Here is a 16649-nt window from a genome sequence, read left to right as displayed (position 1 = left end):
AAAAATTTCTATTTTACAGGCAAAAAAATACCCCAATAAAGGGGTATTTTTTTTTCTAAATAACTAAACAAGTCTAGAAACTAGGTCCTGCATTGGCTTGATCTTTAGCTTGCTGCTGACCAAGCATTGCTTGGGTTTTAGCTTTTTTAACTAATTTCATCGCACCTTTGGTATCGCCTGCTTTGTGCATCTTAGCAGCTTTTTTCAAAAACTTGCCAATATCACGCCACTCAAAACCTGCTTTTTTAGCTCTCCTTTGTTCAGCTTTAGCAGATCTTACTTCAACTTCAAATACAATGGGCGAATTGCTCCAATTGTGACCACGATCTACTGAAGTCAAATCAGCCTGAGCCGACAATGCAAATACAGTTAATGTTGTTAATAATATCTTTTTCATCTTTATCTCCTTTATTGTCTGTATTCAGTGCCAGAAATCTCCATACCATTACTCATCACTGTATGGAAATATTCTAGATTGTTGTATTGACTCTTATGTCTTTTAAATGGCTTGGCACGAACTTGCTTGTTACAACCGCCATAACGACGCTGAATAGTGCCAAAACCATCTCCTTTCTTCCTAGCCCATTTACCGCGCCATACTGGAAAGTGGGTAATTTGACCAAGTGCAGGGGAAAGTATGTCACCACGAATACGCATTCCCGGATTGTCAACATGACAATTCGCACAAGACAAGTTAAGCTGTCCGCGCTTAGCGTAGAAAAACTTTTTACCCTCTTTATAAGCCGCTAATGCTTTGGCATCACCTTCAGGCACAATCACATTGATTTTTTGACCTTCAGCAATAGTGGTTAAATAAGCCGACATCCATGCCAGCCTGCCTTTGCCAGTACCAATTTTCTTCTCGCCATTTTTAACACGACAATCAACAATGGCTTGCTCTAAAGTATCTACTTTACCTTTGGTAGCATTCCATCTTGGAAACTGCGTACGCAAAGTTATATCGTCACCTGAGAAACAACTAGAGTAAGTCTTGCCATTTTTAAAAGCAGTTTTCCATAATTCCTCACCTTTATCCACATGGTCTTCAAATGGAGGCATATCCATCGCTGCCTCAAACTGCAACATTTTATCTTCATCCATTGCATAAGGACCTTTAGAAAAGTCATTTAACGATAAATCAGGAAACCTTTTTTTAAAATAATCTTGAAAGACATCAATATCAGCTTGTACGACTGATGATTGTTGCACCGAAAATACAGCGGTAGAACTTAACAAAGCCGCTGCCGCTATTGTTGTTATTAATTTTTTCATTAATCTCTCCTCAATAATAAAAGCAAACTACTTAGACTTTACAGTCTTAGAGCCTGTTTTTCCTAGATTGTCCTTATATTCAAGTTTAATAGTATCGCCTTTAGCACCAGCAACTCTGAACTTAAAGAAAGGGTTTTGAGACACTGTACTGCCGATATCTGCATCAATCACTTTGTTGCCATTATGCAATATAACCATATGTTCAATGTGATTTGCAGGCACTAATTTACCTTTCTTCTTGCGAAGACCAGTTTCCATTGGGTGTTTAATGAGTGCTTTAATAATGATAACGCCTTTTCTAGCCTTCGACTTTAGTTTAATCTTTGCCATAATATATTCTCCTATTAATATGTTGAATTAACCGCCGCAGCCGCCAATTGTTACTTTAACTTCTTTCGTTACTTTCGTCGTAGAACCATCTGCAGTAACCAGCGCATCTACTTTTGAAGTTTTACCCATCTTAACGCGAGCAGAAGCAAAACCAACTGCTCCAAACAGATTGAATGATACCGCTAATGGCGTGCTATTTTCCCTTACCAAGAAAGAAATATTAGTCACATTACTCATCTTAGAGGCATTGACTTCCATTGGAACGACTGCACCATTTTCAGCGATTTTAGGTGTTTTAAATTTAAACGAACCTTTGCCTGCGCTTGATGCATTTTTCATTGCCGTATCAGATTTTGCTTTAAAATCTGCCGTTGCAGCAAAAACTGCTGATGGTGTTAGTAAGCCTGCACCTACCGCTGTTACAACAGCAGAACCTGCCATTGCACTTTTTAAAAATAATCTTCTTTTCATTGTGATCTCCTTAAAATTATAATGAATGAATAAAATCTGTAACCTTATCAATCTGGTTTTCAGATAATGCTTTATGCTTACCAAATGGCGGCATTAAAGAATTTGGATTTTTAACCGTTGGATCCCAAATTTGAGCCCTTAATACAGCCCTATTTGGGAATCTTGCTTTCATCGCAATCAACGGCGGCCCAACATTGCCTGGTTGCGATCCACCTGCAATCGAATGACAACTTAGGCAATTGCCCAATTTACGATCAAAGGCAATCTCTTTGCCTGTCATTGCGTCTTTAGCGGCTACTTCCATTGGCATTACAAATAATGTCGCCAAGGTGACAACCACTGAGACAGAAATGCTTTTTTTCATACTTCTCTCCTCACTTGTTTAAAAAAAATAAAACTTATAGTCAAATTCATAAAAACTAACTAGATACGCATAATACTCAAATTACAAACGAATGCAAGACTATTATTAAAGCCTAATATTATGATATGCTAAACTCGTTCTGCGGCTTTGATTAATGCACGCGCCTTATGCAAGGTTTCATCCCATTCGGGCTGTGGCACTGAATCATGCACAATACCTGCACCCGCTTGAATATATATCATTTCATCTTTAATAACTGCTGTGCGAATAGCGATTGCCATATCCATACAACCGTGCCAAGAAAGATAGCCAATTGCCCCTGAATAAATATTGCGTTTCAACGGCTCAACTTCGTTAATAATCTCCATTGCTCGCACTTTTGGCGCACCACTCAGTGTGCCTGCGGGGAAAGTGGCTCTTAGCACATCAATCGCACTCATTCCCTCTTGCAATTCACATTCAACATTTGAGGCAATATGCATCACATGTGAATAGCGCTCAATAAACATTTTATTAGTAAGTTTAACGCTGCCAGTCTTGGCAATCCGTCCAAGGTCATTACGCCCCAAATCAATCAACATCAAATGCTCAGCAATTTCCTTTTCATCTGCTAGTAACTCTTTTTCCAACGCCAAATCCTCTTCTTCGTTTTGACCACGAGAACGAGTACCAGCGAGCGGACGCACTGTTGCTCGTCTGTCTTTATCAACACGGGTTAAAATTTCAGGCGATGAGCCAACAATCGTAGTATCGCCTAAATTAAGATAATACATATAAGGTGATGGGCTTAGGCGGCGCAATTGACGATACAATTCAATTGGTGGAGCGCTAAATTTGGCACTTAGTCGCTGCGATAGCACCACTTGCATTACATCCCCTGCCACAATATATTGCTGAATTTTTTGAACTGCTGACTTGTAATTTTCCTCGCCAAAACTTGAAACAAAATCTTGTTCACTCAGATTATCCGATTGATACTGTGTATGTTCAAATGGCACTTGAATTTGGGTTGAAATTTCATCCAATCTCACTTGTGCATCTTCGTAACTTTGTTTGTTTGGATCGATATGGGTAATAACAAATGCTTGATTTAATAGGTTGTCAAACACCACCAAATCATCAGACAGCATGAGTAAAATATCAGGTGTATTCAATTCATCTGGTTTGTTGATTGTGGATAATTTTGGTTCGATATAACGAACAATCTCATAACCAAAATACCCCACCAAACCACCATTAAAATCCGGCAATTCATCTAATTGTGGCACCTTGTATTGTGCCAAATACTGCTCAACCCACACTAATGGGTCTGCCACTGTATTGGACTCAAGTAATTCACCCTGATGCTCAATACGCACATTAAAATCAAAGACTTTAATAACAGTTTTTGCCGCCAAACCAATTATAGAATAACGACCCCATTTTTTACCACCTTCAACCGATTCAAAAAGATAAGAATAAGGCTTGTTGGCCAATTTTAAATACAAGCCTAATGCGGTGTCTGTATCAATTTCTAAGGATTTATAAACTGGGATGTGGTTATACCCCTCAGTCACATATTTATCAAAATTTACTTTATTCATAATCATATTTTAAACCACTAATATGAATACTTTATACAATTATGCAAACCTTGAAACATAAAAAACCGCACTAACTTACATTAGCACGGTTTTTTATTTAGCAATGACAAGACTTAAACCTTGTCAAAGTCTATAACACTCATTCCTCAGCAGGCACTTGCACCTCTACTTTTGCCTCTGCTTCACTCAATTCAGCCGAAAGCGCTGCTTCTGCTTCTGCTGCTTGCACGATGTTTTCTGCACGGCGTGCACGGCGTGCACGGCGTTCTTGGTGATACACAAAGCCTGTGCCCGCTGGAATTAAACGACCAACAATAACATTTTCTTTAAGTCCCAGTAAATTATCAACACGACCTGTAGTCGATGCCTCAGTTAACACACGCGTTGTCTCTTGGAATGATGCTGCAGAAATAAATGACTCTGTCGCCAATGATGCCTTAGTAATACCCATCAACAACCTTTGATAAACCACTGGGTCTTTGCCTTGCGCTACTAATTGTTTGTTCATTTCAATCACACGAGCATACTCGGCTGTTTCACCGTTCACTAAGCTAGAATCACCTATATCAAGCACTTCTACCTTGCGTAACATTTGCTTAACAATTACTTCAATGTGCTTATCAGAAATATTAACGCCTTGTAGACGATAAACATTCTGCACTTCTTTAACCACATAGCTCGCCAATGCCTCTACTCCTAATAAGCGTAGAATATCGTGTGGATTTGAGGGTCCATCAGAAATCACATCACCTTTTTCGACCGTTTCGCCATCAAATACATTGATTTGACGCCATTTATGAATCATCATCTCAATGACCTCGCCTTCTTCTGAGGTGATGATTAGGCGTTCCTTGCTCTTGGTTGGATTGCCAAAACTAACAATACCACTTGCTTCTGCAAGAATAGAGTGATCCTTGGCTTTTCGTGCTTCAAACAAGTCTGCAACACGCGGCAAACCCCCCGTAATATCACTGGTTTTAGATTGGTCTTTAGGAATTTTTGCCAATACCTCACCTGCGGTAATCACTTGGTTGTCTTCTAAGGTAATCTTAACCTCTGATGGCAAATAATGTGTGGACAACATCATCTCAGAATCTTGCTCATCAACCACCTTAATCATTGGCTTCAATCCTTTTGCCATTGAAGAGCGTTCGCCTTCATCAATCATTTCAAAAAAGTTAAGTCCAGTAAGTGGATCGGTGTTTTTATTAACGGTAACGCCTTCTACAAAATCAACAAAAACCACACGACCTGCTTGCTCGGAAATAATTGGATGTGTGTGTGGATCCCAATCAGCAATTTTATCTTTTGCTTTAACTGCACCACTATTTTGAATGTGAACAATCGCACCATAAGGAATCTTATAGCGTTCAACTTCTTGACCTTTGGCGTTACGAATAGTAACCTCAGAAGAACGGGAAATCACCACCAAATCACCACTTGCATTAGTAATCGATTTAAGGTTTTCAAAATGTGCCACACCATCGTTATCAATATTAACGCTACTCACTACCGTTGATGCAGATGCTGCACCACCAATGTGGAAAGTACGCATTGTTAACTGTGTACCAGGCTCGCCAATTGACTGCGCTGCAATTACACCCACAGCCTCGCCAACACCAATTTTGTGTCCTCGTGCCATATCGTTACCGTAACAAGAAGAACACACGCCATAACGCGCACTACAAGTAATGGTAGAGCGTGCCTTAATAGACTCTACGCCTAACTCATTAATTTTGTCTGAATCCTCTAAGGTAACTAAATGACCTTTAGGTAATAATACTTTTGTCGAATCTGGCACCAAGATATCTTCGGCCATTACTCGACCTAATACTGCATCACCTAAGGTTTGTACAATATTGCCACCTTCAATAGTCGCCTTCATCATCAAGCCATTTTCTGTACCGCAATCATCTTGATTGACCACCAAATCTTGTGCAACATCAACCAAACGACGCGTCAGGTAGCCTGAATTCGCTGTTTTAAGTGCAGTATCAGCCAAACCTTTTCGTGCACCGTGTGTTGAAATAAAGTATTGCATATTATTCAAGCCTTCACGGAAGTTTGAAGTAATCGGCGTTTCAATGATTGAGCCGTCTGGTTTTGCCATTAAACCACGCATACCTGCTAATTGACGCATTTGTGCAGGAGACCCCCTAGCACCAGAATCAGCCATCATATAAACCGAGTTAAAGGAAGGTAATTTTTCAGTTTTACCTTCGGCATTAACAAAATCATCAAAACCAATTTCGTCCATCATCGCTTTTGCCACCTTTTCGGAAGTGCGTGACCAAATATCAATCACTTTGTTATAGCGCTCGCCATCGGTAACCACACCTTGTGCATACTGTTTTTGAACCTCTTTGACTTGTGTTTTCGCCTCGTCAATCATGCCTTCCTTGGTATCTGGAATGGTCATATCGTTTGAACAGAATGAGATACCTGATTTAGTTGAATACTGGAAGCCCATATACATCATTTGATCAGCAAAAATCACAGTGTCTTTTAATTCTTGCGTTTGATAGCAAATATGAATTAATTTTGATACAACTTTTTTACTGATGGCTTGATTAATCAAGTCAAATGACAAGCCGTTTGGTAGAATTCTTGAGAAAATCGTACGACCAACAGTGGTATCAACAATGCGTTTACTACTTGGCTGATATTTACCATCAACTTTTTCATAATCCTGAATACGCAATTTAACTTTTGCATGCAAAGTAGTTGCACCTGACTCATAGGCATTCAGCGCCTCAGCTGCATTGGCAAAAATCATGCCCTCACCTTTTTGGTTTATCATATCACGAGTCATATAGTAAAGACCCAAAATCACATCCTGCGAAGGTACGATAATTGGCTCACCACTTGCGAGGTGTAAGACATTGTTAGAAGCCAACATTAAGGTTCTTGCTTCTAATTGCGCCTCTTCAGATAGCGGCACATGTACTGCCATTTGGTCACCATCAAAGTCGGCGTTAAATGCACCACAAACCAAGGGGTGTAATTGAATTGCCTTACCTTCAATCAATAACGGCTCAAACGCTTGGATGCCCAAACGGTGCAAGGTAGGTGCACGGTTTAGTAACACTGGATGTTGATGTACAACTTTTTCTAAAATATCCCAAACTTCTGGTGTTTCTGCTTCTACCATTTTTTTTGCCGCTTTAATAGTTGATGCTAAATTCTGTGCTTGCAAGCGATTGTAGATAAATGGCTTGAATAATTCCAATGCCATTTTCTTAGGTAGACCACACTGATGTAATTTAAGATAAGGACCACAAACAATCACCGAACGCCCTGAATAATCAACTCGCTTACCTAGTAAGTTTTGACGGAAACGACCTTGTTTGCCTTTAATCATGTCAGCAATTGACTTAAGCGGACGGCGATTATTGCCCATCACTGCACGACCACGACGACCGTTATCAATCAGTGAATCTACCGCTTCTTGTAACATTCTTTTTTCATTACGCACAATGATTTCAGGTGCATCTAATTCCAACAAACGCGCTAAACGGTTGTTACGATTAATCACTCGACGGTATAAATCATTCAAATCAGAAGTGGCAAATCGTCCGCCATCTAACGGCACTAATGGGCGCAAATCTGGCGGCAAAATTGGCAACACATTAAGTACCATCCACTCAGGTTTGTTACCTGATTGGATTAAAGAATCAATCAACTTTAAACGCTTATTGTACTTTTTGAGTTTGGTCTGACTCTTGGTATTTAGACTGTCTTCACGCAAATTAGCTGCTTCTTTTTCAAGCTGCATATCTTTGAGGACATCTTGAATGGCTTCTGCACCCATTTTTGCCTCAAACTCATCGTCACCAAATTCATCTAATGCATCAAAATACATCTCTTCAGTCAATAATTGTTTATGCGTGAGCGGTGTGTTGCCTGGATCAGTAACTAAAAATGCTTCAAAATACAACACTCGTTCAATGTCTTTTAGGGTCATGTCCATCAATAATCCCAAGCGAGATGGAAGTGATTTTAAATACCAAATATGTGCCACAGGTGCTGCTAAGTTAATATGACCCATGCGCTCACGACGAACCTTTGATAGCGTTACTTCAACACCACATTTTTCACACACCACATTGCGAAACTTCATACGCTTGTATTTACCACATAAACATTCAAAGTCTTTCATAGGTCCAAAAACTTTGGCACAGAACAAACCTTCGCGTTCAGGCTTAAAAGTACGATAGTTAATGGTTTCAGGTTTTTTTACCTCACCATATGACCATGAACGAATCTTCTCAGGAGAAGCCAGTCCAACTCTAATTGCATCAAAATCTTGCTCTTTGTTTTGATTTTTTAAAATCGCTAATAAATCTTTCATACAACTCTCCTAATTTTGTTCCAATTCAACATCAATACCCAGCGAGCGAATCTCTTTAATCAATACATTAAAGGATTCTGGCATCACTGATTCCGTTAAGTTCACACCATCAACAATACTCTTATACATCTTCGCACGACCTGCCACATCATCTGATTTGACCGTTAACATTTCACGCAATGTGTGTGCCGCACCATAAGCCTCAAGTGCCCAAACTTCCATTTCACCAAAGCGTTGACCACCAAATTGCGCTTTACCGCTTAGTGGTTGCTGTGTGACTAATGAGTAAGGGCCTGTTGAACGCGCATGCATCTTGTCATCAACCAAGTGATTGAGTTTTAACATATGCATATAACCCACCGTTACTGGGCGGTCAAATGCTTCACCTGTACGACCATCATAAAGCTGCTCTTGACCAGATTCTGGTAAATCAGCCAACCTTAATAATGATTTAATATCGTCTTCTTTAATGCCGTCAAATACTGGCGTTGCCATCGGCACGCCTGTGCGCAAGTTATTAGCCAATTCAATGATTTCATCATCATTAAACGAGTCTAAATTTTCTTTCTTGCCATGAGAATTATAAACTTTATCCAAGAAATCTCTAATTTCTACTACCATTTCAGTGCGTTTTTCATCCAACATAGCAGCAATCTTGTAACCTAAGCCTTTGGCTGCATAGCCCAAGTGAACTTCTAATACCTGACCAACATTCATTCGAGAAGGAACGCCTAATGGATTAAGTACCACATCAACAGTAGATCCATCTGCTAAATAAGGCATATCTTCCACTGGAGAAACGCGTGAAATAACACCCTTATTACCATGACGACCTGCCATTTTATCACCCACTTGCAATGTTTTACGCGTTGCCACATAAACTTTAACCATCTTCATTACACCTGGTGGCAATTCTGCACCTTCATCAATCTTGGTGCGTTCGTTTTCAAAGAATACATCAAATTCATCTCGTTTTACTTTGGCTTGTTTGACTAATGCTGCCACTTCTTTATTAACAGCGGCATCTTTTACCCTAAGTTTGGCAAAATCAATTTCTTCTAAAGGTCGCATTATTTTGGCATTTAATTTATCACCTGCCTCAATATTGCCCACACCTTTTGTTACCATATTGCCTGAAAGTTTTGTACGAATACGGCGGTAAATATCGCCATCAATAATACCAAACTCATCGTCAATATCTTTTCTGATTTTTGCCAAACGACTTTCGTCAATACTCAACGCTCTGGTATCTTTTTCAATGCGATCACGGGTAAAGATTTGCACATCGATAACCACACCGGATTTTGATGCACCAATACGCAATGAAGAGTCTTTAACGCTGCTGGCTTTTTCGCCAAAAATAGCACGCAATAATTTCTCTTCTGGAGAAAGCACCGTTTCACTCTTAGGGGTTACCTTGCCCACTAGAATATCGCCACCCTTGACCCTAGCACCGACATAAACTACACCCACTTCGTCCAATTTAGACAAAGCAGATTCACTAACATTTGGAATATCAGCGGTAATTTCCTCAGGACCTAGCGTGGTGTCTCGTGCGTAGGCAGTAAGCTCTTCAATGTGAATTGTGGTGTAGCGGTCTTCTTGTATCACTCGCTCAGAGATTAAAATTGAATCTTCAAAGTTATAACCATTCCATGGCATAAAGGCAATTTTCATATTTTGACCTAATGCCAATTCCCCTAAATCAGTTGAAGGACCGTCAGCCAAGACATCACCTGCCACTATTTTATCGCCAGCTTTAACCAAAGGTTTTTGGTTAATACAGGTATTTTGATTAGAACGAGCGTATTTAGTAAGATTGTAAATATCAACACCCAGTTCGCCTGCTTTAGCTTGTTTAGAATCCACACGAATCACAATGCGAGAAGCATCAACTGCCTCAACCACACCGCTATGCTTAGCTGTCACGCAAACACGAGAATCAATTGCCACCACTCGCTCAATACCTGTGCCAACCAAAGGCTTTTCGGCTTTTAATACAGGAACAGCTTGGCGTTGCATATTTGAACCCATTAAGGCACGGTTTGCATCATCGTGCTCTAAGAAGGGAATCAACGACGCTGCCACCGATGAGATTTGCTTAGAATCAATATCAATCAAAGTTACATCTGTGGAATTCACCAAAACAAATTCATTTTTATGACGACAAGAAATCAAATCATCCATCAGTTTGCCTTTTGTATCAATATTGGCATTTGCCTGTGCAATCGTATGTGCGATTTCATCAATCGCAGAAACATAGATAATTTCGTGTGTCACTTTGCCGTTCTTAACTATCTGATAAGGAGTTTCCAAGAAACCATAATTATTGGTTTTAGCGTAAACTGCCAAAGTGTTAATCAAGCCAATGTTTGGACCTTCTGGCGTTTCAATTGGACATAGGCGACCATAGTGCGATGGATGCACATCACGCACTTCAAAGCCAGCTCGCTCACGAGTCAAACCGCCGGGACCTAAGGCAGAAATACGGCGCTTATGTGTAACCCCTGATAACGGGTTAACTTGATCCATAAACTGCGACAACTGAGAAGAACCAAAAAACTCTCTAACAGCAGCGGATACTGGATTCGAGTTAATCAAATCTTGTGGAGTCAGTTCGTCTGTTTCAGCCAAGTTCAAGCCTTCTTTGACTGCTTTTTCAACACGCACTAAACCGATTCTAAATTGGTTTTCAATCATTTCACCAATCGCTCTAACGCGTCTGTTAGCAAGCGTATCAACATCATCAACTGAATCTTTACCATCTTTAATATCAATCAGTAATTTAATAACATTCAAAATATCTTCGTTTGCTAATACATGTATGCCCGTTTCCGAGTCAATACCCAAACGGCGGTTAAGCTTCATACGGCCTACTTTAGAAAGGTCATAGCGTTCATTCTTAAAGAACAAATTATTAAATAATAAATTAACCGCATCTTCTGTTGCTGGCTCACCTGGGCGCATCACATGATAAATGGACATGCGTGCTTCAATTTCAGTTTGTGTCTCATCCAAGCGCAAGGTGTCAGAAATATAAGCCCCTGTCTCAGATTCATTGACATATAGAATTTCAAGTTTTTTAACTTTATTGCCAGTGATAACTGCCAGTACTTCTTCAGTAACCACACTATTAGCAGCGATTAAAATTTCACCTGTTTCCTTATCAATTAAATCTTGCGAAACCACTTTATCTAATAAATACTCAAGCGGCATGTTAATGAATTTTATGCCCGCTTTTTCTAGAAGTTTTGCGTGTTTGGCAGTAATACGGCGACCTTTTTCAACCACCACATCTTTACCTGAGGTAATATCAAATTCAGCAATCGTGCCTTTTAATTTTTCAGGCGACAAACTCACATCACAAGATTTTGCCTTAAGTTTGACATTAACTTTCTCAAAAAAAGTATCAAGAATTGTATTTGAGTCAAGACCCATTGCACGCAATAGTGTGGTTACCGGCAACTTACGACGACGGTCAATTCGCACATATAAATGCTCGTGATGGTCAAACTCAAAATCCAACCACGAACCGCGGTAAGGAATAATACGAGATGAGAATAAAATCTTGCCTGAAGAGTGCGTCTTGCCTTTATCGTGTTCAAAAATCACACCAGGAGATCTGTGCAGTTGAGACACCACAACTCGCTCTGTGCCATTAATAACAAAGGTGCCTGTTTCGGTCATCAAAGGTAATTGACCTAAATACACATCTTCTTCAATAATTTGCTTAACTTTGCGTTTTTTCTTTAAAGTTGAGCCATTCTTATCAAATAAAACTAGGTTTAGTTTAACCCGCAATATTGAGGCAAAAGTAGCACCACGCAATTTACATTCTTCAACATTAAACTTTGGTTCTTGTAATTTATAATTCACATATTCAATTTCTGCATAGCCGTTATTTGCCGTGATTGGAAAGACAGATTGAAAAACTGCATGCAAACCAGCATCCTCTTTTTCTTTTCTGCCAGCCTGAATAAAACCATTGAATGATTCAATCTGAATAGCCAGTAAATCTGGTTCAGTTAAAATTGATTCTCTTGAGCCGAAATTATTTCTAATTCGCTTTTTTTCAGTAAATGAATAAGCCATGAATACCTCGCATTATTTAATCTTACAATTTAACATCTTTTAAAAAACTTTCTTCTAAGAAAGTCTTTTTAGTAATTAGGTCGGTCTATAAAAAATCTATAGACTGAAAGCACTTATTGGGAGTGCAAAAAAACACCAAAATCCCCTTACGGGGATTATGGCGTTTACGCAAAACTAATTATTTAAGTTCTACGCTAGCACCCGCTTCTTCAAGCTGCTTTTGAGTGTCTTCAGCATCCGCTTTAGGTACACTCTCTTTAACCGCAACAGGCGCTGACTCAACCATATCTTTTGCTTCTTTAAGCCCAAGACCTGTGATGCTGCGCACTACTTTAATAACAGCGACTTTCTTCTCACCAAAACTAGTTAACATTACATTAAATTCGTCTTTTTCTTCTACTGCTACGCCAGCATCTGCTGCTACTGCTACTGGTGCTGCTGCCGCTGCTGCCGAGACACCGAACTTCTCTTCCATTGCTGAAACCAGCTCAACTACATCCATTACTGACATATCAGCAATTGCATTTAAAATATCTTCATTGGTTAATTTAGCCATGATATTTACTCCTTTTTTTATTTATTATTGTTTTTATTGTGCCATCGCTGAAACCACTCGAGTTACTTGGCTAGGAATGTCATTTAGACTTCTCGCTAGTTTCTCAACTGGTGCCAACATCAATGCCATAACTAAGCTAATCGCTTGATCTTTGGTTGGTAAATCTGCAATGCGTTTAAGTTCATTTGCTTCCACAAAATTACCTGAAACGCCTAGACCCTTAACAACTAAATCTTCGTTTTCTTTAACGAAATCATTGAATACACGCGCTACTGCACCCGGATCTTCTTGTGAAAAACCAAGAATTACCGGCCCACTAAGCACAGGCATTACACACTCACATGCCGTATTCTCTAACGCTCTTTTTGCCAATGAATTCTTTACCACGCGTAAAGAAACATTCGCATCTATTGCACTAGCACGAAGATTAGTCATTTGTTCAACTGTTAATCCACGATACTCAGCTACGCCAACAGCGATACACCCATCAGCGAGTGCATTTACTTGTTTGACAACAACTTTTTTTGCTTCAAGATTTAGAGCCATTTTGTCTCTCTCCTAAAAAACAGTTTAAAAAAAGAAAGCCATACATCTGTATAACTTTCATCCTAGAGTATTCTCATACCCTCTACATAGGCTGAGTGTGTTACCACTCAATTAAACAAATACTCCAGAAGGAATATTTGCACCTATGGTCTTTGAGGTCATAGAACAATCTAAGACCCAAAAGAATTCTTGCTACTTAAATATCAACCGACGCCAAATCAACACTTAGACCTGGACCCATGGTTGATGAAATGCTCATTTTTTTGAAATAAACACCCTTAGCTGAGCTAGGTTTTGCTTTTTTCAACGCTTCCATTAAAGCGGTAATATTTTCAGCCAATGCCTCTGCGCTAAACGATGCCTTACCAATGCCAGCATGAATAATACCTCCTTTATCGGTGCGATAACGCACCTGACCCGATTTCGCATTATTAACTGCAGTAGCAACATCTGGCGTTACTGTACCAACCTTAGGATTGGGCATTAAGCCTCTAGGGCCTAACACTTGACCTAGGCGACCCACAACACCCATCGCATCTGGAGAGGCAATCACCACATCATAATTCAGGTCGCCATCCTGCATTGATTTCATCAACTCATCCATGCCAACAACATCAGCACCTGCTGCTTTTGCTTTTTCTACATTGTCGCCTTGGGTGAATACTGCAACACGAACTGATTTTCCAGTGCCCTTTGGCAATACTACTGCGCCACGCACATTTTGGTCAGATTTATTTGCGTCAATACCAAGATTAATACTGATATCAATAGACTCGTCAAATTTTGCCATTGAACAGTCTTTTAATAAATTAAGTGCATCAATAATTGGATAGCGTTTTTCTGCTTCAATTTTTGTTGCAAACTCTTTTTGTTTTTTTGTTAATTTAGCCATTTTCTCAACCCTCTACTTCAATACCCATTGAACGGGCTGTGCCAGAAATAATATTCACCGCTGCATCCATATCATTTGCATTCAAATCTTTCATTTTAATCGTTGCAACTTCTTCTAATTGTGCGCGAGTAATCTTACCAACCTTATCAGTATGTGGCATACCGCTACCTTTTTTAACGCCAGTTACTTTTAAAATCAACAATGCCGCTGGCGGTGTCTTGGTGATAAAAGTAAAACTACGGTCACTATAAACCGTGATAACCACTGGCACTTTCATGCCTTTATCGATATCTTGTGTTGAAGCGTTGAACGCTTTACAAAATTCCATGATATTCACACCATGTTGACCCAATGCTGGACCTACTGGCGGTGAAGGATTTGCCTCTTGTGCTGGAATCTGCAGCTTAATATATGATTCAATTTTTTTAGCCATTTTTTATCCTTAGTTTTGGGTGCAAACGCTTAATACAAGATTAGGCTCCCCTGTTAAATCACAACTCGAAAGTTGTTTTATTAAGTTTTCTGCACTTGAGAAAACGCCAACTCTACCGGTGTAGAACGCCCAAAAATCAACACTTCTACTTTCAGTAAATTCTTTTCATAATCCACCGCTTCAACCGTACCATTGAACTCATTAAAAGGTCCGTCAATAACCAAAATTTCTTCACCCGGCTGATAAGCAACCTTAGGTTTAGGTTTGTCAGTGCCTTCTTGAACGCGTGCCATAATCTTATCAACTTCTCGTTGAGTGATTGGCGATGGTTTGCCTGAAGAGCCACCAATAAACCCAATCACATTATTGGTATTTTTCACCAACAACCAACTTGGCTCAGTTAATTCCATATTGATTAACATATAGCCTGGGAAAAATTTACGCTCAGCTGTTTTCTTTTGACCATCTTTAAGCTCTACCACTTGCTCAGTCGGAATCATAACCTCGCTAAGCAAGTCTTCCAAGCCCTCTCTGGCAACCCCCTCTTCAATGGCAATCTTTACTTTCGCTTCATAACCGCTTCTTGCATGGAGCACATACCATCTCTTAGCCATCTAAAACTCCTCTTAATTTATTAATAGCTGCACAGCCCAAGTGAAAAATGCATCAACAATCCACAAGAAAATCGCAACAATAACCACTGCTACCATAATCATACCGGTTGTCTTAATAGTTTCATCTTTCGTCGGCCAAACAACTTTGCGTAGTTCAATTTTTGTTTCTTTAAAAAATGCATTTAATCGGATGCCCTGCGGTGATTTGAAAAATACAAATCCTGCCAGTACCAAACCCGCCAATAAAACCAGCACTTTATACAGCGTTGTATTTAACTCAAACGGATCTAAATAAAAAAGCACAAGAAAGCCTACCACAATTAGGATTGATGCAATCATTCCTATTGACGATCCTGTTTTTACTTGATTCTCTACACTCTTGCTCACATTACATCCTTAAAAAATATGGCAGGCAAGGAGGGACTCGAACCCCCAACCAACGGTTTTGGAGACCGCCACTCTACCAATTGAGCCACTTGCCTAAATTTAAAAAAAATTCCTTTAGTAGTCATATGAGCCACTAAAGGTATTTTATAAGACTTGAGAACAACTCAAGCCACTTACTCTTTTATCCTTAATCCGTCACCTTAGAAACCACACCCGCACCCACTGTGCGACCGCCTTCTCTAATGGCAAATCTTAAACCATCTTCCATGGCGATTGGAGAGAGAAGTTCTACTTCCATCTTCACATTATCACCTGGCATAACCATCTCTACATCTTTGGGTAATTGACAAGCACCTGTTACATCTGTGGTTCTGAAATAGAACTGTGGACGGTAGTTGTTAAAGAATGGAGTATGTCGTCCACCTTCGTCTTTGCTTAAGATATAAACTTCTGCTTCAAACTTTGAATGTGGCTTGATTGAACCGGGCTTAGCCAATACTTGACCACGCTCTACATCTTCTCGCTTTGTGCCACGAAGTAGGACGCCAACATTGTCGCCTGCTTCACCTGAATCAAGTAGTTTTCTAAACATTTCAACACCTGTACAAGTGGTAACCTGTGTATCTCTAATGCCAACAATTTCTAATTCATCGCCGACATTAACAATACCTGCTTCAATACGACCTGTTACTACCGTACCACGACCAGAGATTGAAAATACATCTTCAATCGGCATAATAAAGGTTTTGTCTGTGTCT

15 protein-coding genes and 1 tRNA gene are annotated in these 16649 nt (G+C 39.7%); all 16 read right to left on the bottom strand.

The window, feature by feature from the left end; all coding sequences use genetic code 11:
• Positions 1-73 precede the first annotated feature (73 nt).
• Positions 74-397 carry a hypothetical protein gene (locus CRYPD_RS00435; RefSeq protein ID WP_138145603.1) on the bottom strand — a complete coding sequence of 108 codons (324 nt, stop codon included), beginning with the start codon at positions 395-397 and terminating at the stop codon, positions 74-76.
• A gap of 11 nt (positions 398-408) precedes the next feature.
• Complete coding sequence (gene soxA / locus CRYPD_RS00430; RefSeq protein ID WP_138145602.1) at positions 409-1272, bottom strand: sulfur oxidation c-type cytochrome SoxA; 864 nt, start codon at positions 1270-1272, stop codon at positions 409-411.
• A gap of 27 nt (positions 1273-1299) precedes the next feature.
• Positions 1300-1602: a thiosulfate oxidation carrier complex protein SoxZ gene (gene soxZ, locus CRYPD_RS00425; protein WP_138145601.1), complete on the bottom strand. Its 303-nt coding sequence runs from the start codon at positions 1600-1602 to the stop codon at positions 1300-1302.
• A gap of 27 nt (positions 1603-1629) precedes the next feature.
• Entirely contained in the window at positions 1630-2073 is a 444-nt protein-coding gene (locus tag CRYPD_RS00420) for a thiosulfate oxidation carrier protein SoxY (protein ID WP_138145600.1), read from the bottom strand.
• Between the two features lie 16 nt (positions 2074-2089).
• Complete coding sequence (gene soxX / locus CRYPD_RS00415) at positions 2090-2437, bottom strand: sulfur oxidation c-type cytochrome SoxX (protein ID WP_138145599.1); 348 nt, start codon at positions 2435-2437, stop codon at positions 2090-2092.
• A gap of 128 nt (positions 2438-2565) precedes the next feature.
• Positions 2566-4020 carry an anthranilate synthase component I gene (gene trpE / locus CRYPD_RS00410; RefSeq protein ID WP_138145598.1) on the bottom strand — a complete coding sequence of 485 codons (1455 nt, stop codon included), beginning with the start codon at positions 4018-4020 and terminating at the stop codon, positions 2566-2568.
• A 139-nt stretch (positions 4021-4159) separates the two neighbouring features.
• Positions 4160-8371: a DNA-directed RNA polymerase subunit beta' gene (gene rpoC / locus CRYPD_RS00405; RefSeq protein WP_138145597.1), complete on the bottom strand. Its 4212-nt coding sequence runs from the start codon at positions 8369-8371 to the stop codon at positions 4160-4162.
• A gap of 9 nt (positions 8372-8380) precedes the next feature.
• Positions 8381-12463, bottom strand: coding sequence for a DNA-directed RNA polymerase subunit beta (rpoB, locus tag CRYPD_RS00400; RefSeq protein WP_138145596.1), 4083 nt, complete (start codon positions 12461-12463; stop codon positions 8381-8383).
• Between the two features lie 178 nt (positions 12464-12641).
• Positions 12642-13019 carry a 50S ribosomal protein L7/L12 gene (rplL, locus tag CRYPD_RS00395; RefSeq protein WP_138145595.1) on the bottom strand — a complete coding sequence of 126 codons (378 nt, stop codon included), beginning with the start codon at positions 13017-13019 and terminating at the stop codon, positions 12642-12644.
• A gap of 33 nt (positions 13020-13052) precedes the next feature.
• Positions 13053-13565, bottom strand: coding sequence for a 50S ribosomal protein L10 (gene rplJ / locus CRYPD_RS00390; protein WP_138145594.1), 513 nt, complete (start codon positions 13563-13565; stop codon positions 13053-13055).
• 196 nt (positions 13566-13761) lie between these two features.
• A complete protein-coding gene (gene rplA, locus CRYPD_RS00385) occupies positions 13762-14457 on the bottom strand; it encodes a 50S ribosomal protein L1 (RefSeq protein ID WP_138145593.1) in 696 nt (231 codons plus the stop codon).
• 4 nt (positions 14458-14461) lie between these two features.
• Positions 14462-14890: a 50S ribosomal protein L11 gene (gene rplK / locus CRYPD_RS00380; protein WP_138145592.1), complete on the bottom strand. Its 429-nt coding sequence runs from the start codon at positions 14888-14890 to the stop codon at positions 14462-14464.
• Positions 14891-14970: 80 nt separating this feature from the next.
• On the bottom strand, positions 14971-15504 hold the full coding sequence (gene nusG, locus CRYPD_RS00375; protein WP_138145591.1) for a transcription termination/antitermination protein NusG: 534 nt from the start codon (positions 15502-15504) through the stop codon (positions 14971-14973).
• Between the two features lie 12 nt (positions 15505-15516).
• Complete coding sequence (secE, locus tag CRYPD_RS00370) at positions 15517-15891, bottom strand: preprotein translocase subunit SecE (protein ID WP_138145590.1); 375 nt, start codon at positions 15889-15891, stop codon at positions 15517-15519.
• A 19-nt stretch (positions 15892-15910) separates the two neighbouring features.
• Positions 15911-15986 (bottom strand) — tRNA-Trp (locus CRYPD_RS00365).
• A 92-nt stretch (positions 15987-16078) separates the two neighbouring features.
• A partial coding sequence (locus CRYPD_RS00360; RefSeq protein WP_244610214.1) for an EF-Tu C-terminal domain-related protein occupies positions 16079-16649 on the bottom strand: 571 nt, incomplete at its 5' end.

It is taken from the genome of Bathymodiolus heckerae thiotrophic gill symbiont (genome assembly GCF_900180345.1).
In the GTDB taxonomy this organism is placed as follows: domain Bacteria; phylum Pseudomonadota; class Gammaproteobacteria; order PS1; family Pseudothioglobaceae; genus Thiodubiliella.
Note: the sequence above shows the minus strand (reverse complement) of the source record. Positions and strands in the feature narration are given on the sequence as shown.